We start from the raw sequence: 22666 nt of genomic DNA, 5'->3' as shown, positions 1-22666 counted from the left end.
GACGGCTGGATATCCACGAAGCGCTGCTAAAACTGGCAGCGGCGATCATCTGTGCACGCTTCGTGGATCGGTGGTGTTAGCCACTCTTATTGCGGCATGGGCGTCGAGGAATACCGAAAGCGCTGGCTGGAGCATGAATTCCCGCTGCGGGACTATCAAAGCCTGGGCAGCGCCATCCGCAAGCGGGACCTGTCTCGCCTGATGCGTGGATGAGCCGCGCGGCAGCAAGACCTGAACAAGACGAACAGACAAGAAGACTGAAGGACAACGCAATGAACTACCTGCAACACAACGTGGAAAACGGCGTCCCCATCAAGATGTGGACCAAGGGCGTGCCCGTCGAGGACGAGGCGCGCAAGCAGCTGGAGAACGCCGCGCGCCTGCCCGTGGTGTTCAAGCATGTCGCGGCCATGCCCGATGTGCACCTGGGCATAGGCGCCACCGTGGGCTCGGTGATCCCCACCATCAAGGCCATCATCCCGGCGGCCGTGGGCGTGGACATCGGCTGCGGAATGATGGCTGCCAAGACCACGCTGCGCGCCGAGGACCTGCCCGACAACCTGGGCCCGCTGCGCTCGGCGATAGAGCAGGCCGTGCCGCATGGCTCGGTGCCGCGCCACCGGGGCCGTGATCCAGGCAGCTGGGAGAACCCGCCCGTGTCGGTGGACCAGGTCTGGGCCACGCTGGCCGAGGAGTTCGACCTGCTGTGCGAGCTGCATCCGCGCCTGGCCAACACCAACAACCGCAAGCACCTGGGAACGCTGGGCAGCGGCAACCACTTCATCGAGATCTGCCTGGACGAGGCGGGCTTCGTGTGGTTCATGCTGCACTCGGGCTCGCGCGGCGTGGGCAATGCCATCGGCACCCATTTCATCGAGCTGGCCAAGAAGGACGCAGAACTGCATCAGCGCAACCTGCCCGACAAGGACCTGGCCTATTTCGAGGAAGGGGCCCGCTACTTTGGCGACTATGTGCGCGGCGTGTCCTGGGCGCAGAAGTTCGCCATGCGCAACCGCGAGGTGATGATGGCCAACCTCATCGCCACGGTGCGCAAGGTGATCGCCAAGCCCTTCGAGTCGCATGTGGAGGCGGTGAACTGCCACCACAACTATGTGCAGCAGGAGCGCCATTTCGGCCAGGACGTGTTCATCACCCGCAAGGGCGCGGTGAGCGCGCGGCGCGGCGAGCTGGGCATCATCCCGGGCAGCATGGGCGCGCGCAGCTATATCGTGCGCGGCCTGGGCAACCCGGAGAGCTTCGAGAGCTGCAGCCACGGTGCGGGCCGCGTGATGAGCCGGACCAAGGCCAAGAAGATGTTCAGCGTGGCGGACCACATCAAGGCCACCGAGGGCGTGGAATGCCGCAAGGATGCCAATGTGGTGGACGAGATTCCCATGGCCTACAAGGACATCGATGCGGTCATGGCCGCGCAGCAGGATCTGGTGGAGGTGGTGCACACCCTGAAGCAAGTGGTGTGCGTGAAAGGATAGGCACCCCCTGAGCCGCTATGCGGCTTCCCCCTCTCTACCCGCTTCGCGGGGGAGGGGGACGACACCCTCGGTGCGGGGCGGCGCGGCCGGCGTAGGCCCTTCCTCGGTGTCCCTCGCTTGGGGCTTGCCAGTCTTATGAGGCGTGGCAATTGAAAAGAAAGCAGGATGAGAGCATGAGGGAAGAAAAGGTATTGAGCGCGCATCCGGTCTCCGATGCCATGCGCGCCACGGTGCTGTCCAACCTGGCCGAGGTGGAGCGCAGGCACGAGGTCACGGTGCTGTTTGCCTGCGAGTCGGGCAGCCGCGGCTGGGGCTTTGCCTCGCCCGACAGCGACTATGACGTGCGCTTCATCTACGTCCACCGCCTGCCCTGGTATCTGACGGTGGCGCCGGGCCGCGATGTCATAGAGCAGCCGCTCAGCGGCGAGCTCGATGTCAGCGGCTGGGAGCTGCGCAAGGCGCTGGGGCTGCTGCGCGCCTCCAACCCCACGCTGCTCGAATGGCTGCGCTCGCCCGTGGTCTACCGGCAGGAGCAGCCCTGGGCCGAGCGCCTGCATCTGCTGGCCGAGCAGGGCTTTTCGCCGGTGCGCGGCTACCACCACTATGTGGCCATGGCGCGCAAGAACCTGCGCGCCCACCTGCAGGGCGATGTGGTGCGCTACAAGAAATACTTCTATGTGCTGCGCCCCTTGCTGGCCGCGCGCTGGATACGCGAGGGGCGTGGTGCGCCGCCCATGCGCTTTGCGCAGCTGGCGGCGGGCACGCTGGAGGATGCAGGCCTGCTGGCCGAGCTCAACGAGCTGCTGGAGCTCAAGATGCGCCTGGGCGAGGCCGCCAAGGGGCCGCGCCGGGTGCGGGTCCATGATTTCCTGGAGCGCGAGCTGGCCCATGCCATGGCCCATGCGCCCGATCCGGGGGACCAGGCCGATGCGGCGCCGCTGGACCGCTATCTGCGGGATGCCGTGGCGCGCTTTGGCGGCAATGAATGAAAGAGAAAAATGAAAGTGATCGAGATCGACGGCTCCGCCGGGGAGGGCGGAGGCCAGATGCTGCGCAGCGCGCTGGCGCTGTCCATGTGCACGGGCCAGCCTTTTGCCATGCAGCGCATCCGTGCCGGGCGCGCCAAGCCGGGTCTGATGCGCCAGCACCTGGCCTGCGTCAATGCCGCCGCCGAAATCTGCGGCGCGCAGATGCAGGGCGCCGAGATGAATTCGCAGGCGCTGCAATTCACACCGGGGCCGGTGCGTGCGGGCGAGTACCGCTTCGTGATCGCCTCGGCCGGCAGTTGCACCCTGCTGCTGCAGACGCTGTGGCCCGCGCTGATGCTGGCTAACGGCGAAAGCCGCCTGACCCTGGGCGGCGGCACCCACAACCCGGCCGCGCCGCCCTTCCACTTCCTGGAGCGCAGCTATGCGCCGCTGCTGCACAGGCTGGGCGCGCGCTGCGAACTGCGGCTGCGCCGGCTGGGCTTTTATCCGGCCGGTGGCGGCGAGATGGACGTGACGATCACGCCGGCAACCAATGGGCTTGTGCCTTTCGATATCACCGAACGCGGCGCCCCCGTGGCCAGCCATGCCGAATGCTTTGCGCCCGCGCTGCCACGCGCGGTGGCCCAGCGCGAACTGGACCATCTGGGTCAGGCCCTGGGCTGGTCTGGCGAGCAGCTGCAGGTGGCTGCCGTGCGCCAGAACGAGGGGCCGGGCAACGCGCTGCTGGCCACGCTGGCCTATGAGCACCTGTGCGAAGTGTTCACGCAGTTCGGCATGAAGGGCGTCAGCGCCGAAAAGGTGGCGCATGACCTGGCGCGCGAGGTGCGCCGCCACCAGGGCAGCCGGGCCGCGCTGGGCCCGTACCTGGCCGACCAATGGGCCCTGCCGCTGGCGCTGGCCGTCTGGCGCAGCGGGCGCGGTGCCAGCTACACCTGCACGGAACTGACGCCGCATGCGCGCAGCAATTTCGAGGTGATCGAGCGCTTTGTGCCTGTGCGCTTTACCACGGACGCAACGGGCGACGGCTGGCGTGTTTCGCTTTCGCCTGCCTGAGCGGCCTCAGCGATCGGCCCGCACCAGCGTGCTCTTGCCGAACAGGCTCTCCAGCAGGTCCACCACCAGTTCGGCCGTCTGGTTGCGCACATCCAGCGCGGGATTGAGCTCCACCAGATCCATCGAGCCCAGGCGTCCGGTATCGGCCAGCATCTCCATGCACAGCTGGGCCTCGCGGTAGCTGGGGCCGCCGCGCACGGGGGTGCCGGTGCCGGGCGCGATGTCGGGATCGAGGTAGTCCACGTCGAAGCTCAGGTGCAGGTGGGTGTCGCTGCCGGCGAGGCCGTCGAGCGCGCGGCGCATGACCTCGCGCATGCCCAACTCGTCGATGGCGCGCATGTCGTACACCTCGATGTTCAGCGAATGCAGCAGGCGCTTTTCCTGGTCATCCACGCTGCGCAGGCCGATCTGGCACAGCGAGGCGGCATCCAGCGCCGGATCGCCGCCCTGGGACAGCGCGGTCAGCGGCTCGGGCCCCAGGCCGCACAGGCTGGCCACGGGCATGCCGTGCAGGTTGCCGCTGGGCGAGATATCGGGCGTGTTGCAGTCGGCGTGGGCGTCCAGCCAGATCACGCGCAGCGCGCGGCCCAGGCGGCGGCAGTGGGCGGCCACGGCACTGATCGAGCCCATGGCCAGGCTGTGGTCGCCGCCCAGCATCAGCGGCAGCTCGCCATCGTCCAGCGCCTGGCCCACGGCCTGGTGCACGGCGTCCATCCAGGCGCGGGCCGGTGCGAGGTGGCGCAGCCCCTGCTCGGGCGGTGTCTGGGGATTGGGCGGACCGGCCAGGTTGCCGATGTCGCGCACCTGGCAGCCCAGCTGGCGCAGCGCCGGGGCCAGGCCGGCCACGCGCAGCGCGTCGGGGCCCATGGCGCTGCCCAGGCGGCTGGCGCCGATGTCGGTGGGCACGCCTATGAGTCTCAGGGCGCGTGCGGTCTGCGGGGTCGTATGGGTGTTCATGCTCATGGGACCCATGGTATGCAGTCCCCGTGTCAGCCAAAGCCGCGTTCTGCCTGCCCGGCCTCGCGCACCAGCCGGTACAGGTCGCGGGGGTCGGCCAGCGCAGGCACCAGGTCGATCGACTGCATCAGCCCGGTGTCGTGGGCCAGCGCGCGCAACCAGCGCAGGGCCGAATAGTCTTCCAGCGCAAAGCCCACGGAGTCGAACAGCGTGATCTCGGTGTCGTGCCCGCGTCCCGGCGCCAGGCCATTGATGACCTGCCACAGCTCGGTCACGGGCGCGTCGGCGGGCAGCTGCTGCAGCTCGCCTTCCACGCGCGTCTGGGGCGTGAACTCCACGAAGATGCGCGCGCGCCGCAGCAACTCCACGGGCAGTTCGGTCTTGCCGGGGCAATCGCCGCCGACGGCATTGATGTGGGTGCCGGGGCGCACATCGGCATCGGCGATCACGCAGGCGCGGCGCTTGGCGGCCGTGACCGTGGTGACGATGTCGGCGCCTTCCAGCGCCTGGGCGCTGCTGGTGCAGCAGGTGATGCGCTGGGCGGCAATGCCTGCATGGCCCAGGTTGTCCACCAGCTTGCGCATGGCCTGGACATCGATGTCGAAGATGCGCAGCCGCTCCACGCCCAGCAGGTGGGTGAAGGCCAGGGCCTGGAATTCGGACTGCGATCCTGCGCCTATCAGCGCCATGCTGCGGCAGCCCTGCCGCGCCAGCCGGCGCGCGGCCAGCGCCGAGGTGGCGGCGGTGCGCAGCGCCGTGGCCAGCGTCAGGTCGGACAGGAAGACCGGCAGGCCCGTGGCCACGTCGGCCAGGGCGCCGAAGGCCATCACCGTGGGCAGGTCCCGGTCGGCGTTGTCTGGATGGCCATTGACGTACTTGAAGGCGTAGTCCAGCGCATCGGACACGGGCATGAGCTCGATCACGCCGCCGGGCGAATGGTGGGCGAGGCGGGCCGATTTCTCGAAATCGGGCCAGCGCGCGAAGTCTTGCTCGATGGCATCGGCCAGGCCGGCCAGGCAGGCGGCGACGCCGACCTGCGCCACCAGGCGTGCGGCCTGCGTGGCGCCGAGGAAATCCGTGTGGACGGGCGTGGTTCGAGTCTTCATGGTGCTCTCCCTCGCGGTTGCTTCCACTGTAGGCCCGGGCCGAAGCGCAGGCAAGCGGGTTTCGGCTGGCGCCTGCGCGGGGAATCGCGGTGCGCGTATGCTCGGCACCCAAGCTATGAACCAACTGCATCTGTTTTTGCCCTGCGCCGCCGGCGTCGAGGGATTTCTGGCCGACGAGGTCCACGCGATCACCGGCCTGAGCGGCCACGACCTCCTGGTCGGCCGTGGCGGCGTGATGGTGCGCGGCCTGTGGCGCGACGCCATGCTGCTGAACCTGCACAGCCGTCTGGCCCAGCGCGTGCTGGTGCAGCTGTCGCAGACCCTGTACCGCAACGAAAACGACCTGTACCGCGCCGCCAGCGAAGTGGCCTGGGAGATCTGGTTCTCCCCGCGCGAGAGCTTCAAGATCGAAGTCACGGCCCAGCACAGCCCGCTGACCAGCCTCAACTTTGCGGCGCTGCGCGTCAAGGACGCCATTGCCGACCGCTTCCGCGACAGGAAGGGCGTGCGCCCCGACGTGGAAACGCGCCACCCCGACGTGCGCGTGCACCTGCACCTGACGACCGACGAGGCCACCATCTACATCGACACCTCGGGCGAGGCGCTGTTCAAGCGCGGCTGGCGCGAGGACAAGGGCGATGCGCCGCTCAAGGAAACCCTGGCCGCGGCCATGATCGCCGCCACGGGCTGGGACCCGCACGGCGACGATCCCCAGCCGCTGTACGACCCCTGCTGCGGCAGCGGCACGGTGCTGATCGAGGCCGCGCAGATCGCCCGGCGCATTCCGGCAGGCATCCTGCGGCGCTTCGCGTTCGAAAAGCTCGTGCCCTTCCAGAGGCATGTGTGGGAAGCCATGCTGGACGAGGCTGAGGCCGCCATCCTGCCCGACAGCCCCGTGGGCATCTATGGCTCCGACGTGTCCCACCGCATGGTGGACTTCGCCCAGCGCAACGCCGAGCGCGCGGGCGTGGGCCAGACCGTGCAGTTGCGCGGCGGTGACGCGCTGCAGCGCATGCCGCCTTGCGAGCAGCCCGGCCTGATGCTGCTGAATCCGCCCTATGGCGAGCGCATTGCCGCAGCCGGCTCGGCCGGCCGCAGCGCCGGCGAGCGCATGGCCGTGGTCGAGCGCGCGGGCCGCGAGACGGCCCAGACCGAGGACGGCGTGGAATTCTTCAGCCAGCTGGCCACCCACTGGAAGAAGAACTACAGCGGCTGGAGCGCCTGGATGCTCACGCCCGACCTCAAGCTGCCCGGCAAGATGCGCCTGAAGGAAGCGCGGCGCACGCCCATGTGGAACGGCCCCATCGAGTGCCGGCTGTTCCGCTTCGACATGGTCCGTGGCGCTGTCAAGCCCAGAAAGGCCGCCGAAGGCCCGGCAGAGGGCGCCGCGCCATGAAGATCGTGCTGCGCTGGCCGCAGTGCAACGACGGCTACGAAGGTCCCCTGCCCCGGCCCGTGGTGCTCGATACCAATGTGGTCCTTGACATGCTGATCTTCGACGATCCGCATGTTCCGCCGATCCGCGAGCTGGTGGAGCAGGGGCAGATGCGCTGGATCGCCGACCAGGCCCAGCGCATCGAGCTCGAACGCGTGCTGCACTACAGCCAGATCGCGCCGCGCGTGGCCTTCTACGGCAAGACGGTCGAGGGCGTGCTCTCGGCCTTTGACGGAGCGGTCGAGTACGTGGCCGATGCGCCGCGCATCCGCTTTGCCTGCACCGACCCCGACGACCAGCATTTCCTGGACCTGGCCAGCCAGCACCAGGCGCTGCTGATCAGCAAGGACAAGGCCGTGCTCAAGCTGCGCAAGCGCGTGGCCGGCCTGGGCGCCACCGTGGGCAACATCCTGCTGGCTGAACAGGAAGAGGCACTGGCCGCCTGACGCCCTGGATGCTGTTGTGCAGCAACCACCCAGGCGGCAATGGGGCAACAGGCTGGGTGCGGCCGGCTTGAAGGCTTTCTCCTAAACTGGCGGCCATGCAGGAGGCACAAGCCCTTCTGCCAGGAGGACGGCCTCCCCCACATCGGGACATGCATGCGCCGGGACGACCCGGCTTCACAAGGAGTTTTCCATGGCATGGGTCTATCTGTTGGTGGCGGGGCTGCTCGAAGTGGTCTGGGCGTTTTCGATGAAGCAATCGCACGGCTTCACGCGGCTGGTGCCCAGCGCCATCACCATCGTCACCATGATCGCCAGCTTCGGCCTGCTGGCCGTGGCCATGCGCAGCCTGCCGCTGGGCACGGCCTACACGATCTGGACCGGCATCGGCGCCGTGGGCGCCTTCCTGGTCGGCATCACGGTCCTGGGCGAGCAGGTCAGCGCCATGCGCATCGGCGCGGCCGTGCTCATCGTCTCGGGCCTGGTGCTGATGAAGATGTCTTCGGACTGAGCGGGGCGGCCGTTCAGCGGCCCGTGCCCAGCTCCAGCGTCAGGCGCAGCATGTCGCGGTGCTGCACGCCGCGCTCCCACAGCTGGGTGGTGTAGTGCTTCAGAAAGAAGTCACGCACGATTCCCGTCACGCGAAACCCCGCGCGCTGGTAGAAGACCAGCTGGTCGCCGAAGCTGCCGGTGCCGACCTCGATGCGGGGAGCACCTTGCGAGCGCGCCCAGGCGATGGCCTGGCGCAGCAGGGCGGTGCCCAGGCCCCGGTGATGCAGCGATTCCGCGACCGCGATGTTCATCAGCTCCCAGGCGGGTGGGCCTGAGGCCTCGTCGCCGCTGGCGCGCAGCGGCACCAGCACGCACATGCCCAATACCTCGCCGCGCCCGCCGGGACGCGGCGGCTGGCCTTCGCGCTGGAAGGACTCGCGCGCGGCAAAACAGGTGGAGCCCGCCAGATAGCCGCGCACCTTTTCCCGCGACGGGTCCGCCGACAGCAGCAGCGGCCACGGCGCCTCGGCCGGGTTCAGCGGCTCTATGTGCCAGGGTGCGAGGGAAACGGAAGGCGCGGTCATAAGCCTGAATCATCCCATGCCTGACATTGGGACGCAGTTGGGCGCCTCTGCGGAATCTTGACGTGCGCTTACAACTGTGCGTTTGCACGCCGGAATCTAGTGGTTTATACTTATTCCTAGGGTAAACGCTTAGAGGGTTTTCCCGGCATTCGCGGCACTTGAGATGCATGCCGCCAGTGATTGTTGAGCGTCTCAGTAAGGAAGTTCACCATGCGCCAAGCAATCTATTCCCTGATCGATTTCATCCAGCAAGCCCGCAACGCCGAGCTCGAAATCGCCAACCAGTAATCCGGTTGGAGGCAGGTGCGCCCCGAAGCGCGCCCACCGATGCGATCGCCCCATTGCCGATGATGGCCTTGGGGCTTTTGTGTTTCTGGGCGCCGGGCTTGCGGGCGCCGGGCTGCCCTGTAGCCCTGGCTACAGGCCCAGCACCAGCCTGCCGCCCCTGGCGCGCGAGCAGCAGCTCATCATCTTGGTGCAGGCCGCGCGCTCGCCGCGCGTGAGCACCATGTCTCGGTGGTCCACCTCGCCTTCGAGTACGGGCACTTCGCAGGACCCGCACAGCCCTTCCCGGCAGTCGCTTTGCACTTCGATCTTCGCGCTGCGCAGGGCGTCCAGCAGCGTCTGGTCGTTGCGCACCTGCAGCACAAGGCCCGATGCGCGCAGTTCCACCTCGAAGCCCTGCTCCCTGGCAGGGTCCAGCGCCCCCACAGTGGAGACGAAATGCTCCACGCGCAGGCTGTCCTCGGGCCAGTGGCGGCTGGCCGCCTCCAGGCCGTCCAGCAGGCGCGCCGGTCCGCAGGCATGGATGCGGGCTCCGGCGCGCGGCGTGGCGAGCAGGGCGGCGTAGTCGGCGCGCCGGCCTTCCTCCGCCACGTACAGATGCAGCCTGGCGCCATGCTCGGCCAGCAGCGGCGCCAGCAGCGCCATGCCCGCGCGGCGCCGGCCGCTGTAGTGGATTTCATAGGACAGGCCCAGCGCCCTGGCGCGCCGTGCCATGGCCGAGATGGGCGTGATGCCGATGCCGCCGGCCACCAGGATCAGGTGGCTGGCGCCTTCGTCCAGCGGGAAATGGTTGCGCGGGCCCCGCACCTGTACGGTGGCGCCGCGGTGCAGATGCTCATGCACCCAGGCCGAGCCGCCACGGCCGTTGGCCTCGCGCAGCACGGCAATCTCGTAGCTGCCGGTGTCCTGCGGGTCGCCGCACAGCGAGTACTGGCGCGACAGGCCCGTGTCGCCGCATTGCAGGTCGATGTGCGAGCCCGGCGTCCAGCGCGGCAGGGCGTGTCCATCGGCGGCCTTCAGGCGCAGGCGCAGCACGCCTTCGGCGGCAGCCACGGCCTCGGCCACGACCATGGGCCGGCTGGCGCCGCCCTGCAGGGCTTCGCCGATGCGCACGGGCTGGCGCGCCTGCAGCAGGGCGGGACGGGCGCGCTCGGGGTTCAGGGCCGGGTCCCACTCCACCCACAGGTGTTCGGGGCCCCGGAACGAGGTGTTGGGCACGTAGGTGAACCGCTGCTCGGCCAGCCGCATGTGGGGCAGGCGGCGCGTGAACTCCTCCAGGAAGATCTGCATCTCCATGCGCGCCAGGTTCTTGCCCATGCACTGGTGCGAGCCATAGCCGAAGGTCAGGTGGTCGCCGGCGTTGTCGCGGTGGATGTCGAAGAAGTCGGCATCGGCGAAATGCCGCTCGTCATGGTTGGCCGACGAGGTCACGATGAGCAGCTTCGAGCCCGCCGGCACGGCCACGCCGCCGATCACCACGTCGCGCGTGGCCAGGCGCCGCCAGGCGGCCACCGAGCCGTTGTGGCGCAGGCATTCCTCCACGGCATTGGGGATCAGCGCGGGGTTCTCGCAGATCTGCTTCCAGGCGCCGGGATGCTGCAGCAGCAGCTTGACGGCGTTGGCCGTGGCATTGGCCGTGGTCTCGTGCGCGGCCACGATGCCGGCCATCATCATGGAGTGCAGGTAGGAGTCGGTGACGACCTCGGGAAGCTCCTTTTGCTTGCGTATGCCGTATTGCATCCAGCCCGGCGCATCGGGGTTCTCGCGCATCTTGGCCAGCACCTTGCCGGCCAGCTGCCAGAAGTTGCCCACCGCATGGGCCACGGCCACCTGCTGCTCGGGCCGGGGCCGGCCCCAGGTGTTGACGGTGTGGGCGATGGAGTACTCGCGCAGCCGGTCCATGTCCTCCTCGGGCACGCCGAGGAAGTGCAGGGCCACGGTCAGCGGCACCTCCCACAGCATCTGGTCCACAAGGTCGGCGCGGCCGTCGTCGATGAAGCGGTCCACATAGGCGCGCGCCAGCTCGCGCACCATGGGCTCGTGGTGGCGCAGCTCCTCGGGCGTGAACGGGTCCATCAGCGCGCGGCGGCGCGGCATGTGGGCGGGCTCGTCCTCGTTGACCAGGGTGCGGTTCAGCGCGAAGCCGTAGGAGGCCAGCACGGCATTGGCCTCCTCGCCCGTGGGCGTGATCTTCTCCAGCGCGATCGAGGGACTGAAGGCGATGTTGTCGCGGAACACCGCCTTGATGTCGTCGAAGCGCGTGACCACCCAGTAGCCCAGTTGCGGGCTGTAGAACACCGGCTCCTGCTCGCGCGCCCAGCGCACATATTCGGGCGGGTCCTGCTGATAGCCGTCGCTGAACGGGTCGAAGGCCGCGGCACCCGCGCTGACGGGGCAGCCCGTGGGGCCGGTCTGGCCGCTGGGCTGGCGGTGGTCGAAGGGGCAGCGCGCGGAGGCGGGCGCAGAGCCGGGCGCAAATGCTGGCGCAGAGGCGGACGGGGCGGTGTCGGGGGCGGCGGAGGCAGTCATGGCAGGTTCGCAGGCAGGCGCGGAGGGTCAATCCAAAGTGATGTTCTGGTCGCGGATCAGCTGGTGCCAGCGCGTGCTTTCGCTGGCCAGCAGCGCGGCGAACTGCTCGGGCGTGTTGCCCACGGGCTCCACGCCGAAATCCACGAGCTTCTGGCGCACGGCGGGCTCGTTGATCGCGGCCACGACCTGCCGGTGCAGGGCCGCGATGACCGGGGCCGGGGTCCTGGCGGGCGCCACCAGTCCTACCAGGGCGGCGGCCTGCACCTTGGGCAGGCCCAGCTCGGCGAAGGTGGGCACGTCGGGCAACTGGGGCAGGCGCGTGGCGTTGGCCACGGCCAGCGGGCGGACCTTGCCGGCCTTGATGAAGCCTGCGCCCGCGGCCAGGTCCACCATCATCACGGGCACCTGGCCGCCAGCCACGTCGCCCAGGGCCGGCGCCGCGCCCTTGTAGGGCGCGTGCACCAGCTTCAGGCCGGCCTCCACCCTGAGCAGTTCCATGGCCAGGTGGTGCGGACTGCCGGCACCGGCCGAGGCGTAGTTCACGCCGTCCTTGCTGGTGCGCGCCTGGGCCAGGAAGTCTTTGGCCGTGGCCGCTGCCATGCCGGGGCCGGCCACCAGGATCATCGGGAAGCGGCCCATCAGCGTGACCGGCGCGAGGTCCCTGGCGGGGTTGTAGCTGAGGCTCTTGTAGAGCACGGGATTGAAGACCAGGGTGCCGTTGTCGGCCGACAGCACGGTGTAGCCATCGGCGGCAGCACGCGCGGTTTCCGAGGCGCCTATGGCCGTGTTGCCGCCCGGGCGGTTGTCCACCACGATGGGCTGGTGCACCTGGCCGCCCCAGGCCTGGCCTATGGTGCGGGCCAGGAAGTCCGAGCCGCCGCCGGCCGCGTAGGGAACGATCCAGCGCACGTTCCTGCTGGGGAATCCGTCCTGGGCCAGCGCGCCGGGCAGGGCGGTGGCCGATAGCAGGCCTGCGGCCAGTGTGGTGAGAAAGAGGCGCTTGTGCATGGGGCTTGTCTCCGGTGAGGCCTGGGTGGAATCCATGGAATCTTGTTTTGCGTAATTTTTCTACGCATTGCGTAAAAGCACCGCCCGGGATTACCCGCAAGCTGCGGCACAATGCCCCGCCAGCCCTTAAAACAGGCCTTTCCAGCACCGCCCTGCCGCCATGACTTCCACTGTTGCCTCCGAGATTGACGAGCCCGCGCCGCCGCGCGAAAGGCGCCAGCGCGTGCAGGCCGCCGAGACCTGCCTGGCCGTGCTCAAGGCCCTGGCCACGCTGGGCGGACGCGCCAGCCTCACGGCCATCGCGGGCGCGGTGGAGGAAAGCCCGGCCAAGGTCCACCGCTACCTGGCCAGCCTGATGGCCGAGGGGCTGGTGGAGCAGGACCGTGGCGGCACGCAGTACGCGCTGGCGGCCGAGGCCATGCGCGTGGGCCTGGCCGCCATGCGGCAGTCCGACCCCATCCGCCTGGCCGAGCCGGCCCTGCTGCACCTGCGCGAGGCCTTGCAGGTCACCAGCTTCGTGGCCGTGATGGGCAACCTGGGGCCGACCATCGTGCGCTTCGAGGAGCCGGGCCTGCCGGTCACCGTCAATGTGCGCGTGGGCTCGGTGATGTCGCTGCTGTGGTCGGCCACGGGGCGCGCCTTCTTCGCCTTCATGGACGACGATGCCCGCGTGGATGCGCTGCTGGCCCGGGAGCTGGCCGAGGCGCCGGCCGCGCGGCGCGCGCTGCTCGATGGCGCGGACCCGCTGGGCACGCTGCGCCGCGAGATCCGCGCTGCGGGCTGCGCCTCGGTGCGCGATGTCAACCTGCCGGGCATCAGCGCCGTGGCGGCGCCGCTGCACGATTACACAGGCCATGTGGTGGGCGTGCTGTGCGCGCTGGGCGCCAGCGGCGGCTTCGACCCGGACCCGCAGGGCGCTGTGGCCCGGGCCCTGCGCGCCGAAGCGGCGCGCGTCAGCGCCTCGCTGGGCCATCTGCCCGGTGAGGCCCGGCTGAAGCCCGGCTGAGGCCCGGTTGAGGCGTGCAGCCCGCTGCCGCTACGGCGTCACCAGCGTGTAGGCCATGCGCACGCGCTGCATGTCGCGGCCCAGGCGGCGGCTCTCAGGCAGGCGGCGCACCCAGGCCAGCTGTTTCACGGTGCGCGCCATCAGGGCGCGGGTTTCGGGCTCCATGGACTGCACGAAGTCCCGCCAGGCCGCGCGTGCGGCCGGCATGGCGCCGGCCTGCTCCAGTATCCAGGCCGTGGAGTGGGCGTAGCACAGGGCATCGCGCACGCGGCACAGCGCCAGGGGCAGGTGGGCGGCGGGGTCGTCCTCGAAGTCGATGAAGCCGATCACGCCATCGGCACAGCAGACCATGTTGCGCGCAAAGGCCTGGCTCAGGCAGTCGCCGCTGCCATGCACCTGCTGCAGGGTCTGCAGGCCCTGCAGCCACAGCGCCAGCGTGCTGCCATCCCCCCGGGGCAGGGCGGCTTCCATGGCATTGCCCAGCGAGGGCGCCTCCACGCCGGGGCTGCCCAGGTGGCGCATGGCAAAGCCGTCCTCGCACTCGGCCAGCACGGCAGGCACGCGCAGGCCGCGCTGCGCGAGCTGGCGCAGGCGGCGTACCTCGGTGCGGATGGCTTCGTGTCCGCCGGGATTGGGCACGGGCCGCAGCACGGGCAGGCGCAGGCACAAGGCGAGCAGGGCCAGCGCGCGATAGCGCCACGCCGGGTTGCTGGCGCCCGCGCGCTTGACCCAGATGGTTTCGTCGCCGCGGTCATAGCGCTGGATGCTCAAAGGCTGGCTCAGCACATGGGCGCGCAGGAAGGCGTCGTAGTCTGGCGATTCGGAAGGCGGGACGGCGGCAAACGGTTCGGACACGGCAGGCTTTTCTGGTGGGAGGCGCAGGGCGCCAAGCATGGACCGATTGTGCCGTGTCATGTCCGTTGCGCGGGGCAAGGCCTGTTTACGGGTTTGCACTGCGCATGGCCCTGGAAATCTGTGCGGCGGCACCCTGAAAATTGAGACAATCGTTTCATCTTTTCAGCCCTCATCAATCCATGAATTCCGAAGACAGTGGCAAGCTGGTGGCCGCCCTGGTGCGCGGCATCTCCGTACTGCAGTGCTTTTCCAACAAGCACCAGGAACTCAGCGCCCGTGAACTGATGGACATGACGGGCCTGCCCAAGCCCACGCTGTTCCGCCTGATCGACACCCTGTGCGAACTGAACCTGATGCGCTACTCCGAGCGCCTGTCCAAGTACGTGCCGGGAGTGGGGCTGCTGAACCTGTCCTCGCCCGTGCTGGCGCGCATGCACATGCGCCAGTTCGCGCGGCCGCACATGCAGGAGCTGGCCAATCACCTGGAGGGCCAGATCCAGCTGGCCGTGGGCCATGGCCGCCAGCTGTGCCTGGTGGAGCTGGCCAACGGCCTGACCAACAAGGTCTTCCTGCCCGAGATCGGGGTGCACATCTCGCTGTCGCGCACCGCCACGGGCCGCGCCTACCTGCTGAGCCTGCCCGAGGCTGAGCGCGAGGCCTTCATCGCGGAACTGCAGGCCGACGATCCCGCACGCGCCCAGCAACTGCGCGAGCGGCTCGACGATGCGCGGCGCGACCTGGCCGAGCACGGCTTTTGCCGCAGCCACGGCGACCTGCACCGCGAGATCCAGTCCATTGCCGTGCCCATGTCCACGGCCCAGGACGGCGAGTACTGGGTGTTCTCGGTCTCCCTGCCCATCTACAGCCCGCAGAGCCGCGCGCTGGAAAGCGATGCCGGGCCGCGCCTGATCACGCTGGTGCGCCTGGTCGAGGGCATGCTGGGCGCCTCCAGCCTCTCGTGAATCAGCGGGCGCTGCGCCAGACTTCCTGCGCGCGCCCTGCGCTCACCTTCTCCCGCACGCTGGCGGTGTCGGAGCCTGCGGCGCTCGCAGGACCCGGTGCATAGGCCTGGCCGTCAAAGCGTGGCGCGGGGCTGGCCTGCAGGGCGCCGCCTTCGGGCTGCAGATAGACGCCACGCGCCTGCAGGTGCGGGTGGCTGGCGGCTTCCACAGGGCTGAGCACGGCGCCGAAGCAGGCATCGCTGCCCTCCAGCAATTGCTGCCAGTGCGCGCGGGGCCGGGAGGCGAACAGCGTCTGCAGCTGCGCGCGCCGCGCCGGCCAGGCGGCGCGGTCCCACTGCGGGCCCTGGAACGCTGCGGCACCGGCCAGGCCCAGCCTGTCCAGCAGCAGGGCGTGGAACTGCGGCTCGATGGCGCCCACGGTGATGAAGCCGCCATCGCCACAGGCATAGGTTTCGTAGAACGGCGCACTGTCGTGGATGCTGTGGCCGCGCTCGTCGGCCACCAGACCGCGCTGGCGCGCGTGCAGCATGAGGTTGAGCATGTGCGCCGCACCATCGACGATGGCCGCGTCCACCACGGTGCCGCGCCCCGTGGCGCGTGCCTGCACGATGCCGGCCAGCAGCCCCGTCATCAGGTACATGGCGCCGCCGCTGATGTCGCCCAGCGTGGCAAAGGGCGAGACCGGCCGCGCGCCGGCCGGCGAGCACCCCCACAGCGCGCCCGAGACGGCGGCATAGTTGTTGTCGTGGCCGGCTGCCTGGGCCAGCGGTCCGTCCTGGCCCCAGCCCGTCATGCGGCCATAGACCAGGCGCGGGTTGAGGGCCTGGCAGGCCTCGGGTCCCAGGCCCAGGCGCTCCATGGCGCCGGGCCGCATGCCTTCGATCAGCGCATCGGCATCGCGCACCAGGGCCAGCACCAGGTCACGCCCTTCGGGCGACTTGAGATCGGCGAACACCGAGCGCTTGCCGCGCGACAGCGCGGAGGTGGCTGAGGTGGCTGAGGTGGCTGAGGCGGATGAGGTGGCGGCGGGTTCCGCCTCGGGCCGCACGATGGACACCACATCGGCTCCCAGGTCCGCCAGATGCATGGCGCAGAACGGCCCCGGGCCGATGCCGCCAATCTCCAGCACGCGCACGCTGTCCAGCACCTTCATGGCGTCTCCGTCGAAATCGGTTCAGTCGAGTTGCAGCTGGCGGCTGGTGATCAGCGCGCCCCAGCTCTTGCGGTCGTTGTCCACCAGCTGGGTGAACTGCGCCTGCGGCATGCCGCCCGGGCGGCCGCCGAGCTCGCGGTAGCGGCGCGCCACCTCGGGGTCCCGGAGCACGGCGACCAGGCCGTCGGTGAGCTTGCGCACCACGGCGGGCGGCGTCTGCGCGGGCAGGAAGAAACCCATCCAGCCGACCTTGTCGAAGTCCTGCAGGCCCAGCTCGGTGGTGGTGGGCACGTTGGGCAGCTCGGGCTCGCGCTGCGCGCCCGTCACGGCGATGGGATGCAGCTTGCCCGCCTTGATATGCACCAGCGAGGCCGTGAGGTTGTCGAACATGAACTGCGTCTCTCCCGAGACGATGGCCGCCGTCGCCGGTGCCGAGCCGCGGTAGGGCACATGCACCACGTCCACGCCTGTGCGCTCGCGCAGCAGCTCGCCCATGAGGTGCGTGGTCTGGCCCACGCCGGCCGAGGAGAACGACAGCTTGCCCGGCGCCTGCCGCGCGGCCTTGAGCAGATCGTCCAGCGAGCGCACCGGCGATGCCTGGGGCACGACCAGCACGTTGGAGAACGAGATCATGTCCGTCAGCGCCACGAAGTCCTCGGGCCTGTAGGGCAGCTTCTTGTAGGCCGTGTAGTTGATGGCGTTGGAGCCCGTGTTGCCCACCAGCACCGTATAGCCGTCCGGCTGCGCGCGTGCCACCTGGCTGGCACCGATGGAGCCGCCCGCGCCCGGCCTGTTGTCCACGATGACGGGCTGGCCCAGCCGCTCGCCCAGCTTGAGCGCCAGCAGCCGCGCGGGAATGTCGGTGGAGCCCCCGGCCGCGCCCGGCACGACCAGGGTGATGGGCCGCGTGGGCCAGGCATCGGCTGCAATGGCTGCCGTGGCGCACAGCCAGGCGGCAGCGGCCAGCGTGAGGCGTTTGAACATGGTGTTTCTTCTCCGCGCGTGTGCTGGGCCAGGGCGCTTCTCAGCGAGGACTCATCCGAATGGCACCGTCCAGGCGAATCGTCTCGCCATTGAGCATGGGATTTTCAAGAATGTGCAGCGCGGTCAGCGCGTACTCGGACGGGTGGCCCAGGCGTGCGGGGTTGGGCACGGAGGCGGCCAGCGACTGGCGGATGTTGTCGGGCAGCTTGGCCAGGATGGGCGTGTCGAACAGGCCCGGCGCAATGGTGCACACGCGGATCATGCGCGTGGCCAGGTCGCGCGCGGCGACGATTGTCATGCCGATGATGCCGGCCTTGGCCGAGGCGTAGGGAATCTGGCCGATCTGCCCCTCGTAGCCCGCCACCGAGGCCGTGAGCACGCAGGCGCCGCGCTCGCCTTGCACGGGCTCGTTGCGCGCCATGCTGGCGGCGGCCAGGCGCAGCGTGTTGAAGGTGCCGATCAGGTTCACGCGCACGATGCCCGTGTACTTGTCCAGCGAGCCCGGGCTGCCGTCCTTTTCCACCAGCCGCAGCGGCCCGCCCACGCCCGCGCAGTGCACCAGGGCGCGGAACTCGCCGAAGTCCTCGGCGGCGGCAATGGCGGCGGCCATCTGGTCGGCGTCGGCCACGTCGGCCTTCACGAAGCGCAGGCGGCTGCCGTGGCGCTGGCGGGCTGCGTCCACCATGGCCGCGCCGCGGTCCTCGTTCAGGTCCACCACCACCACGTTCAGGCCGCGCTCCAGCAGCGCCTGGGCCGATGCCTCGCCCAGGCCCGATACGCCGCCCGTCACCAGGGCCGTCATGTTCTCTTGCAGTTGCATGGATGTGTCTCCCGTGCCTGGCTCACAGGCGTTCGATGATGGTGGCGTTGGCCATGCCGCCGGCCTCGCACATGGATTGCAGGCCGTAGCGCGCGCCGCTGTCCTCCAGCGCGTGCAGCATGGTGGTCATCAGGCGGATGCCCGAGGCGCCCAGCGGATGGCCCAGGGCGATGGCGCCGCCGCGCGGGTTCAGCCGCTCGGGGTCGGCGCCCAGTTCCCTCAGCTCTTTCAGCCAGGCCAGCGGCACGGAGGCGAAGGCCTCGTTGATCTCGCAGTGGTCCATCTGCTCCAGCCGCATGCCGGCCTTGGCCAGCACGCGCCGCGTGGCGGGAATGGGGGCCGTGAGCATGTACAGCGGATCGTCGCCCACCACGTCCAGCGCCACGAAGCGCGCTCGCGGGCGCAGGCCCAGCTGCTGGGCGCGCTTTTCGCTCATCAGCAGCATGGCGCTGGCGCCGTCGGTCATCTGCGAGGCATTGCCCGCCGTGGTGTGCCAGCGGATCTGCGGAAAGCGCGCCGACAGCTCGTCGTTCTGGAACACGGCCTTGAGCGCGCCCAGCTTCTGCGCCGTGGTGGCCGGGCGGATGGTCTCGTCGGCCGTGAAGAGGCCGGCAGGCGTGGTGATGCCCACGATCTCGCGCTCGAAGTGTCCGGCCGACTGGGCCGCATGGGCGCGCTGGTGCGAGCGCGCGGCATAGGCATCCAGTTCCTCGCGGCCCAGGCCCCAGCGCGCGGCCACGAGGTCGGCCGACACGCCCTGGCCCACCAGCCCCGGCGCAAAGCGCGCATCAAAGCGTGCGCCCGTGGTGTTCTGCCCCATGCGCGAGCTGCCCATGGGCACGCGGCTCATGGACTCCACGCCGCAGGCGATCACCATGTCCTGCGTGCCCGACATGATGGCCTGCACGGCAAAGTGCACGGCCTGCTGGCTGGAGCCGCACTTGCGGTCGATGGTGGTGGACGGCACATGGGCCGGCAGGCCTGCGGCCAGCCAGGCCAGGCGGCCCGGCGTGCCGGCCTGCTCTCCGGCCTGGCTCACGCAGCCGGTGATCACATCGTCCACCGCGCCGGGGTCGATGCGGTTGCGCTGCACGAGCTGCTCCAGCACCTGGCTGAGCAGATCGACGGGGTGGAGTTGGGCCAGGGCGCCATCGGGCTTGGCCCGGGCCATGGGACTGCGGATGGCATCGACGATGACGGGAGTGTTCATGCTGATTTAATGAGACTGGAGGTTCACGAAATGAATGATAAGTCTCGAAATTTGCATTGAACAAAGCGTTTTCCCGGATGAAAAACCGCGCGCAAACAAAAATACTTGCTGAAACCCGGTGAATTCGAGACGACGGATTCAAAAAAGCAAAGGAGACAGGCGTGCATGACTTTCACAGCTGGGCCGATGCCCGGCCCGACCGCGTTGCGCTGACCATGGGCGACAGCGGCCAGCAGCACACGGCGGGCGCGCTGGCGCAGCGCTCGCGCGAGGTGGCGCAGTGGATGGCCGGGCAGGGCCTGGCGGCCGGCGACACGGTGGCCGTGCTGATGGAAAACCGCGTGGAGATCCTGGAGCTGGTGCTGGCCGCTCGCCTTGCGGGCCTGTACGCGGTGGTCATCAGCACCCACCTGACGGCGCCCGAGGTGGCCTACATCCTGGGCGACAGCGGGGCGCGCCATGTCTTTGCCTCGGCCGCCACGGCGGCGCAGCTGCCGGCCGAACTGGCCGCCTCCGTGCATTCGGTGGACGGAGACTGCGCATCCACGGGCCTGCCGTCGCTGGCCGATGCCCTGGCCGCCTGGCGTGCGCAGGCGCCCGCGCCCATCGACCTGTCCAGCCGTCCGCTGGGGCGCGACCTGCTGTACTCCTCGGGCACCACAGGCCGGCCCAAGGGGATCAAGAAGGCGCTGCCGGCGGCGCTCTACCGCACGCAGGCCGATCCCGAATTCCTGGCCTGGCAGCGCAACATGGGCTTTGATGCCGACGCGGTCTACCTCTCGCCCGCGCCGCTGTACCACGCAGCACCGCTGCGCTACTGCCTGCGCACGCTGGACGGCGGCGGCGCGGTGGTGATCACGGCGCGCTTCGACGCCCAGCAGGCGCTGGCGATGATCGAGCGCTACCGCATCACCCACAGCCAATGGGTGCCGACCATGCTGGGCCGCCTGCTGCAGCTGCCCGAGGAGGTGCGGCACGGCTATGACCTGTCCAGCCACCGCTGCGCCATCCATGCGGCCGCGCCCTGCCCGGTGGCCGTCAAGCAGGCGCTGCTGGACTGGTGGGGCGACATCCTGCTGGAGTACTACGCAGGCTCCGAAGGCTGCGGCATCACCCTGATCAACTCCGCCGAATGGCGCCGGCGTCCAGGCTCCGTGGGCCGCGCCAGCTACGGTCGGCTGCGCATCGTGGGCGACGACGGGCAGGAGCTGCCTGCGGGCCAGATCGGCCGCGTGTTCTTCTCGGACGTGGCGCCCTTCGCCTACCTCAACGACCCCGCCAAGACCCGCGAGGCCATAGACGAGCGTGGCTGGGCCACCTATGGCGACCTGGGCCATGTGGACGAGGAGGGCTACCTCTTTCTCAGCGACCGGCGGGCCGACCTCATCCTGTCGGGCGGCGTCAACCTCTATCCGCAGGAGATAGAGAACGCGCTGGCCACGCACCCGGCCGTGCAGGAGGTGGCCGTGGTCGGCGTGCCCGAGCCCGACTTCGGCGAGCAGCCCATGGCCGTGGTCGTGCTGCGCCAGGGCCATGCGGCCAGCGCCGAGATGGCGCGCGCCATCGTCGCCGAGGCCGGCGCCACGCTGTCGCGCCTCAAGCGCCCGCAGCGCCTGCAGTTCGTGGACGAGCTGCCGCGCCTGCCCACGGGCAAGCTGCTGCGCCGCGTGCTCAAGGACAGGCTGCGCGAGCAGCCCCACGCGGGCTTCAACCTGCGCAGCGCCTGAACGGCCCTTCCCCGTCTTTCCTCACCGACAACCACCGGATACCGACCCATGCAAGACCTGACCGAGCGCTCCGTCTACCGCGAAGACCATGAACAGTTCCGCGAGCAGGCCCGCCGCTTCTTCGAGCGCGAGATCGTCCCCCACCATGCCGAATGGGAGCGCCAGGGCATCGTGCCCAAGGAGGTCTGGCGCAAGGCCGGGCGCGAAGGCCTGCTCAACCCCATGCTGCCCGAGCCCTACGGCGGCGGCGGCGACTTCGGCCATGCGGCCGTGCTGCTGGAGGAGATCGCGCGCACGGGCGCCAGCGGGTTGGGCTTTCCGCTGCATTCGGACATCGTCGCGCCCTACATCCATGCCTATGGCAGCAAGGTGCAGAAGGACCGCTGGCTGCCGCGCATGGCCGCAGGCGAGCTGATCGGCGCCATCGCCATGACCGAGCCCGGCGCGGGCAGCGACCTCAAGTCCGTGCGCACCACGGCGCGGCGCGAGGGCGACCACTACGTGCTCAACGGCCAGAAGACTTTCATCACCAACGGCATCAATTCGGAGCTGGTCATCGTCGTCGCCAAGACCGCGCCCGAGATGGGTGCCAAGGGCGTGTCCCTGATCGTGGTCGAGGACGGCATGCCCGGCTTCTCCAAGGGCCGCAAGCTCGAGAAGATCGGCCTCATGGCGCAGGACACCTCGGAGCTGTTCTTCGACAACGTGCGCGTGCCGGCCGACCACCTGCTGGGCGAGGAGAACGCGGGCTTCAGGTATCTGATGCACGAACTGGCCCAGGAGCGCCTGGTGGTGGCCGTGCGCGCCGCCGCCTCCATCGAGGCCTTTTTGCACAAGACCATTGCCTACACGCGCGAGCGCAAGGCCTTCGGCCAGCCGGTGTTCGACTTCCAGAACACGCGCTTCAAGCTGGCCGAGGCCAAGGCCCAGGCCACCATGCTGCGCGTCTTCGTGGACGACTGCATCGCCCTGCACCTGCGCCGCGCGCTCGCCCCCGACCGGGCCGCCATGGTCAAGCTCAATGCCACGGCGCTGCAAAACCGCCTGCTCGACGAATTCCTGCAACTGCACGGCGGCTACGGCTACATGACCGAATACCAGATCGGCCGCGCCTGGACCGATGCGCGCATAGGGCGCATCTACGGGGGGAGTGACGAGATCATGAAGGAGATCATCGGAAGGACTCTTTGAACCCCTGAGCGGCTGCGCGGGCGTGCGGCGCCCTGATCCGGGGGCGGCCAGCCGGGGCGATGTGTGGCGGCTGCACATCATGAAGGCCCTTGCTCCGGCCGCTTGTCCTAGGCTTTTCCCAAGCCCGATCCGAGTGGGAGAAGCGGCAATTTTCCTTTTGGCAATCCTATTTTTTGGCAGAAATTGGAATTTCCATAGAGCGGCTCATTCTTCCATGATCTTTCCGTATCGAAAGATCGGGAGGGCGCCCCCACAGGGCGAGAGCACCAATGACACGCCGAGTCACCATCCATACGCCATTGGGCGATGAACTGCATTTCCGTGAATTGCGCGGCCAGGAAAACATCAGCCAGCTCTTCAGCCTTGATGTGGAAATGCTCAGCGAAA

At 69.2% G+C, this 22666-nt stretch carries 20 protein-coding genes; 10 read left to right on the top strand and 10 right to left on the bottom strand.

The genetic code is table 11. The features are described from left to right. The first annotated feature begins 272 nt into the window (after positions 1 to 272). From ACF8ML_RS28640 to rtcA, 3 genes are all read left to right on the top strand, one after another. Positions 273 to 1490 (top strand): RtcB family protein, encoded by a 1218-nt coding sequence (locus ACF8ML_RS28640; RefSeq protein WP_200903756.1) that lies wholly within the window; start codon positions 273 to 275, stop codon positions 1488 to 1490. 173 nt (positions 1491 to 1663) lie between these two features. Further along, positions 1664 to 2479: a nucleotidyltransferase domain-containing protein gene (locus tag ACF8ML_RS28635; RefSeq protein ID WP_047327971.1), complete on the top strand. Its 816-nt coding sequence runs from the start codon at positions 1664 to 1666 to the stop codon at positions 2477 to 2479. 9 nt (positions 2480 to 2488) lie between these two features. Next, positions 2489 to 3532, top strand: a complete 1044-nt coding sequence (gene rtcA / locus ACF8ML_RS28630) for an RNA 3'-terminal phosphate cyclase (RefSeq protein WP_392408602.1) — start codon at positions 2489 to 2491, stop codon at positions 3530 to 3532. A gap of 6 nt (positions 3533 to 3538) precedes the next feature. Here the strand turns inward: rtcA and rocF are convergent, their stop codons facing one another. Together rocF and ACF8ML_RS28620 are read right to left on the bottom strand one after the other, a co-directional pair. Further along, the gene (gene rocF, locus ACF8ML_RS28625; RefSeq protein WP_047327973.1) at positions 3539 to 4504 is read right to left on the bottom strand and encodes an arginase; all 966 of its coding nucleotides are present in this window, start codon (positions 4502 to 4504) and stop codon (positions 3539 to 3541) included. Positions 4505 to 4521: 17 nt separating this feature from the next. Then, positions 4522 to 5595, bottom strand: a complete 1074-nt coding sequence (locus ACF8ML_RS28620; RefSeq protein ID WP_392408601.1) for an ornithine cyclodeaminase — start codon at positions 5593 to 5595, stop codon at positions 4522 to 4524. A gap of 115 nt (positions 5596 to 5710) precedes the next feature. On the opposite strand from ACF8ML_RS28620, the gene ACF8ML_RS28615 reads away from it, so the two are divergent. From ACF8ML_RS28615 to sugE, 3 genes are all read left to right on the top strand, one after another. Then, positions 5711 to 6991: a class I SAM-dependent RNA methyltransferase gene (locus ACF8ML_RS28615; RefSeq protein ID WP_017406989.1), complete on the top strand. Its 1281-nt coding sequence runs from the start codon at positions 5711 to 5713 to the stop codon at positions 6989 to 6991. Then, positions 6988 to 7476 carry a putative toxin-antitoxin system toxin component, PIN family gene (locus ACF8ML_RS28610; RefSeq protein ID WP_016450511.1) on the top strand — a complete coding sequence of 163 codons (489 nt, stop codon included), beginning with the start codon at positions 6988 to 6990 and terminating at the stop codon, positions 7474 to 7476. Before ACF8ML_RS28615 ends, ACF8ML_RS28610 begins: the two co-directional genes overlap by 4 nt. Positions 7477 to 7666: 190 nt before the next feature. Next, positions 7667 to 7984 (top strand): quaternary ammonium compound efflux SMR transporter SugE, encoded by a 318-nt coding sequence (sugE, locus tag ACF8ML_RS28605; RefSeq protein WP_013804742.1) that lies wholly within the window; start codon positions 7667 to 7669, stop codon positions 7982 to 7984. Between the two features lie 13 nt (positions 7985 to 7997). Here sugE and ACF8ML_RS28600 read toward each other — a convergent pair whose 3' ends face one another. The 3 genes from ACF8ML_RS28600 to ACF8ML_RS28590 all read right to left on the bottom strand — a co-directional run bounded on the left by ACF8ML_RS28600 (position 7998) and on the right by ACF8ML_RS28590 (position 12371). Beyond that, positions 7998 to 8549, bottom strand: coding sequence for an N-acetyltransferase (locus ACF8ML_RS28600; RefSeq protein ID WP_017406990.1), 552 nt, complete (start codon positions 8547 to 8549; stop codon positions 7998 to 8000). A gap of 417 nt (positions 8550 to 8966) precedes the next feature. Then, positions 8967 to 11363, bottom strand: a complete 2397-nt coding sequence (locus tag ACF8ML_RS28595) for a cytochrome P450/oxidoreductase (RefSeq protein WP_392408600.1) — start codon at positions 11361 to 11363, stop codon at positions 8967 to 8969. A 27-nt stretch (positions 11364 to 11390) separates the two neighbouring features. Beyond that, positions 11391 to 12371 (bottom strand): tripartite tricarboxylate transporter substrate binding protein, encoded by a 981-nt coding sequence (locus ACF8ML_RS28590; protein WP_154836278.1) that lies wholly within the window; start codon positions 12369 to 12371, stop codon positions 11391 to 11393. A gap of 160 nt (positions 12372 to 12531) precedes the next feature. Between ACF8ML_RS28590 and ACF8ML_RS28585 the strand changes: the two genes are divergently transcribed. Then, the gene (locus ACF8ML_RS28585; RefSeq protein WP_016450515.1) at positions 12532 to 13377 is read left to right on the top strand and encodes an IclR family transcriptional regulator; all 846 of its coding nucleotides are present in this window, start codon (positions 12532 to 12534) and stop codon (positions 13375 to 13377) included. A 30-nt stretch (positions 13378 to 13407) separates the two neighbouring features. Here the strand turns inward: ACF8ML_RS28585 and ACF8ML_RS28580 are convergent, their stop codons facing one another. Further along, positions 13408 to 14271 carry a hypothetical protein gene (locus ACF8ML_RS28580; protein ID WP_046240314.1) on the bottom strand — a complete coding sequence of 288 codons (864 nt, stop codon included), beginning with the start codon at positions 14269 to 14271 and terminating at the stop codon, positions 13408 to 13410. Between the two features lie 140 nt (positions 14272 to 14411). Between ACF8ML_RS28580 and ACF8ML_RS28575 the strand changes: the two genes are divergently transcribed. Continuing rightward, entirely contained in the window at positions 14412 to 15194 is a 783-nt protein-coding gene (locus tag ACF8ML_RS28575; RefSeq protein WP_016450517.1) for an IclR family transcriptional regulator, read from the top strand. Between the two features lies 1 nt (position 15195). Here ACF8ML_RS28575 and ACF8ML_RS28570 read toward each other — a convergent pair whose 3' ends face one another. The 4 genes from ACF8ML_RS28570 to ACF8ML_RS28555 are packed head-to-tail and all read right to left on the bottom strand — an operon-like array spanning position 15196 to position 19361. Next, a complete protein-coding gene (locus tag ACF8ML_RS28570; protein ID WP_392408598.1) occupies positions 15196 to 16347 on the bottom strand; it encodes a CaiB/BaiF CoA transferase family protein in 1152 nt (383 codons plus the stop codon). A 21-nt stretch (positions 16348 to 16368) separates the two neighbouring features. Beyond that, on the bottom strand, positions 16369 to 17331 hold the full coding sequence (locus ACF8ML_RS28565) for a tripartite tricarboxylate transporter substrate binding protein (protein ID WP_012202625.1): 963 nt from the start codon (positions 17329 to 17331) through the stop codon (positions 16369 to 16371). Between the two features lie 40 nt (positions 17332 to 17371). Then, a complete protein-coding gene (locus ACF8ML_RS28560; RefSeq protein WP_046988290.1) occupies positions 17372 to 18151 on the bottom strand; it encodes an SDR family NAD(P)-dependent oxidoreductase in 780 nt (259 codons plus the stop codon). A gap of 22 nt (positions 18152 to 18173) precedes the next feature. Continuing rightward, complete coding sequence (locus tag ACF8ML_RS28555) at positions 18174 to 19361, bottom strand: thiolase family protein (RefSeq protein ID WP_133073144.1); 1188 nt, start codon at positions 19359 to 19361, stop codon at positions 18174 to 18176. A 161-nt stretch (positions 19362 to 19522) separates the two neighbouring features. On the opposite strand from ACF8ML_RS28555, the gene ACF8ML_RS28550 reads away from it, so the two are divergent. Together ACF8ML_RS28550 and ACF8ML_RS28545 are read left to right on the top strand one after the other, a co-directional pair. Then, positions 19523 to 21088, top strand: coding sequence for an AMP-binding protein (locus tag ACF8ML_RS28550; protein WP_392408596.1), 1566 nt, complete (start codon positions 19523 to 19525; stop codon positions 21086 to 21088). A gap of 48 nt (positions 21089 to 21136) precedes the next feature. Next, the gene (locus tag ACF8ML_RS28545; RefSeq protein WP_016450523.1) at positions 21137 to 22279 is read left to right on the top strand and encodes an acyl-CoA dehydrogenase family protein; all 1143 of its coding nucleotides are present in this window, start codon (positions 21137 to 21139) and stop codon (positions 22277 to 22279) included. Positions 22280 to 22666 lie beyond the last annotated feature (387 nt).

Source organism: Delftia sp. WSY_10, from assembly GCF_043104705.1.
GTDB lineage: Bacteria > Pseudomonadota > Gammaproteobacteria > Burkholderiales > Burkholderiaceae_C > Comamonas > Comamonas tsuruhatensis.
The sequence above is the reverse complement of the archived record's forward strand: the minus strand, read 5'-3'. Positions and strand labels throughout refer to the sequence as shown.

Bases quoted from the DNA above. Each gene is read 5' to 3' on its own strand.
- ACF8ML_RS28640 (WP_200903756.1), top strand. From the start codon at position 273: ATGAACTACCTGCAACACAACGTGGAAAACGGCGTCCCCATCAAGATG.
- ACF8ML_RS28635 (WP_047327971.1), top strand. From the start codon at position 1,664: ATGAGGGAAGAAAAGGTATTGAGCGCGCATCCGGTCTCCGATGCCATG.
- rtcA (WP_392408602.1), top strand. From the start codon at position 2,489: ATGAAAGTGATCGAGATCGACGGCTCCGCCGGGGAGGGCGGAGGCCAG.
- rocF (WP_047327973.1), bottom strand. From the start codon at position 4,504: ATGGGTCCCATGAGCATGAACACCCATACGACCCCGCAGACCGCACGC.
- ACF8ML_RS28620 (WP_392408601.1), bottom strand. From the start codon at position 5,595: ATGAAGACTCGAACCACGCCCGTCCACACGGATTTCCTCGGCGCCACG.
- ACF8ML_RS28615 (WP_017406989.1), top strand. From the start codon at position 5,711: ATGAACCAACTGCATCTGTTTTTGCCCTGCGCCGCCGGCGTCGAGGGA.
- ACF8ML_RS28610 (WP_016450511.1), top strand. From the start codon at position 6,988: ATGAAGATCGTGCTGCGCTGGCCGCAGTGCAACGACGGCTACGAAGGT.
- sugE (WP_013804742.1), top strand. From the start codon at position 7,667: ATGGCATGGGTCTATCTGTTGGTGGCGGGGCTGCTCGAAGTGGTCTGG.
- ACF8ML_RS28600 (WP_017406990.1), bottom strand. From the start codon at position 8,549: ATGACCGCGCCTTCCGTTTCCCTCGCACCCTGGCACATAGAGCCGCTG.
- ACF8ML_RS28595 (WP_392408600.1), bottom strand. From the start codon at position 11,363: ATGACTGCCTCCGCCGCCCCCGACACCGCCCCGTCCGCCTCTGCGCCA.
- ACF8ML_RS28590 (WP_154836278.1), bottom strand. From the start codon at position 12,371: ATGCACAAGCGCCTCTTTCTCACCACACTGGCCGCAGGCCTGCTATCG.
- ACF8ML_RS28585 (WP_016450515.1), top strand. From the start codon at position 12,532: ATGACTTCCACTGTTGCCTCCGAGATTGACGAGCCCGCGCCGCCGCGC.
- ACF8ML_RS28580 (WP_046240314.1), bottom strand. From the start codon at position 14,271: ATGCTTGGCGCCCTGCGCCTCCCACCAGAAAAGCCTGCCGTGTCCGAA.
- ACF8ML_RS28575 (WP_016450517.1), top strand. From the start codon at position 14,412: ATGAATTCCGAAGACAGTGGCAAGCTGGTGGCCGCCCTGGTGCGCGGC.
- ACF8ML_RS28570 (WP_392408598.1), bottom strand. From the start codon at position 16,347: ATGAAGGTGCTGGACAGCGTGCGCGTGCTGGAGATTGGCGGCATCGGC.
- ACF8ML_RS28565 (WP_012202625.1), bottom strand. From the start codon at position 17,331: ATGTTCAAACGCCTCACGCTGGCCGCTGCCGCCTGGCTGTGCGCCACG.
- ACF8ML_RS28560 (WP_046988290.1), bottom strand. From the start codon at position 18,151: ATGCAACTGCAAGAGAACATGACGGCCCTGGTGACGGGCGGCGTATCG.
- ACF8ML_RS28555 (WP_133073144.1), bottom strand. From the start codon at position 19,361: ATGAACACTCCCGTCATCGTCGATGCCATCCGCAGTCCCATGGCCCGG.
- ACF8ML_RS28545 (WP_016450523.1), top strand. From the start codon at position 21,137: ATGCAAGACCTGACCGAGCGCTCCGTCTACCGCGAAGACCATGAACAG.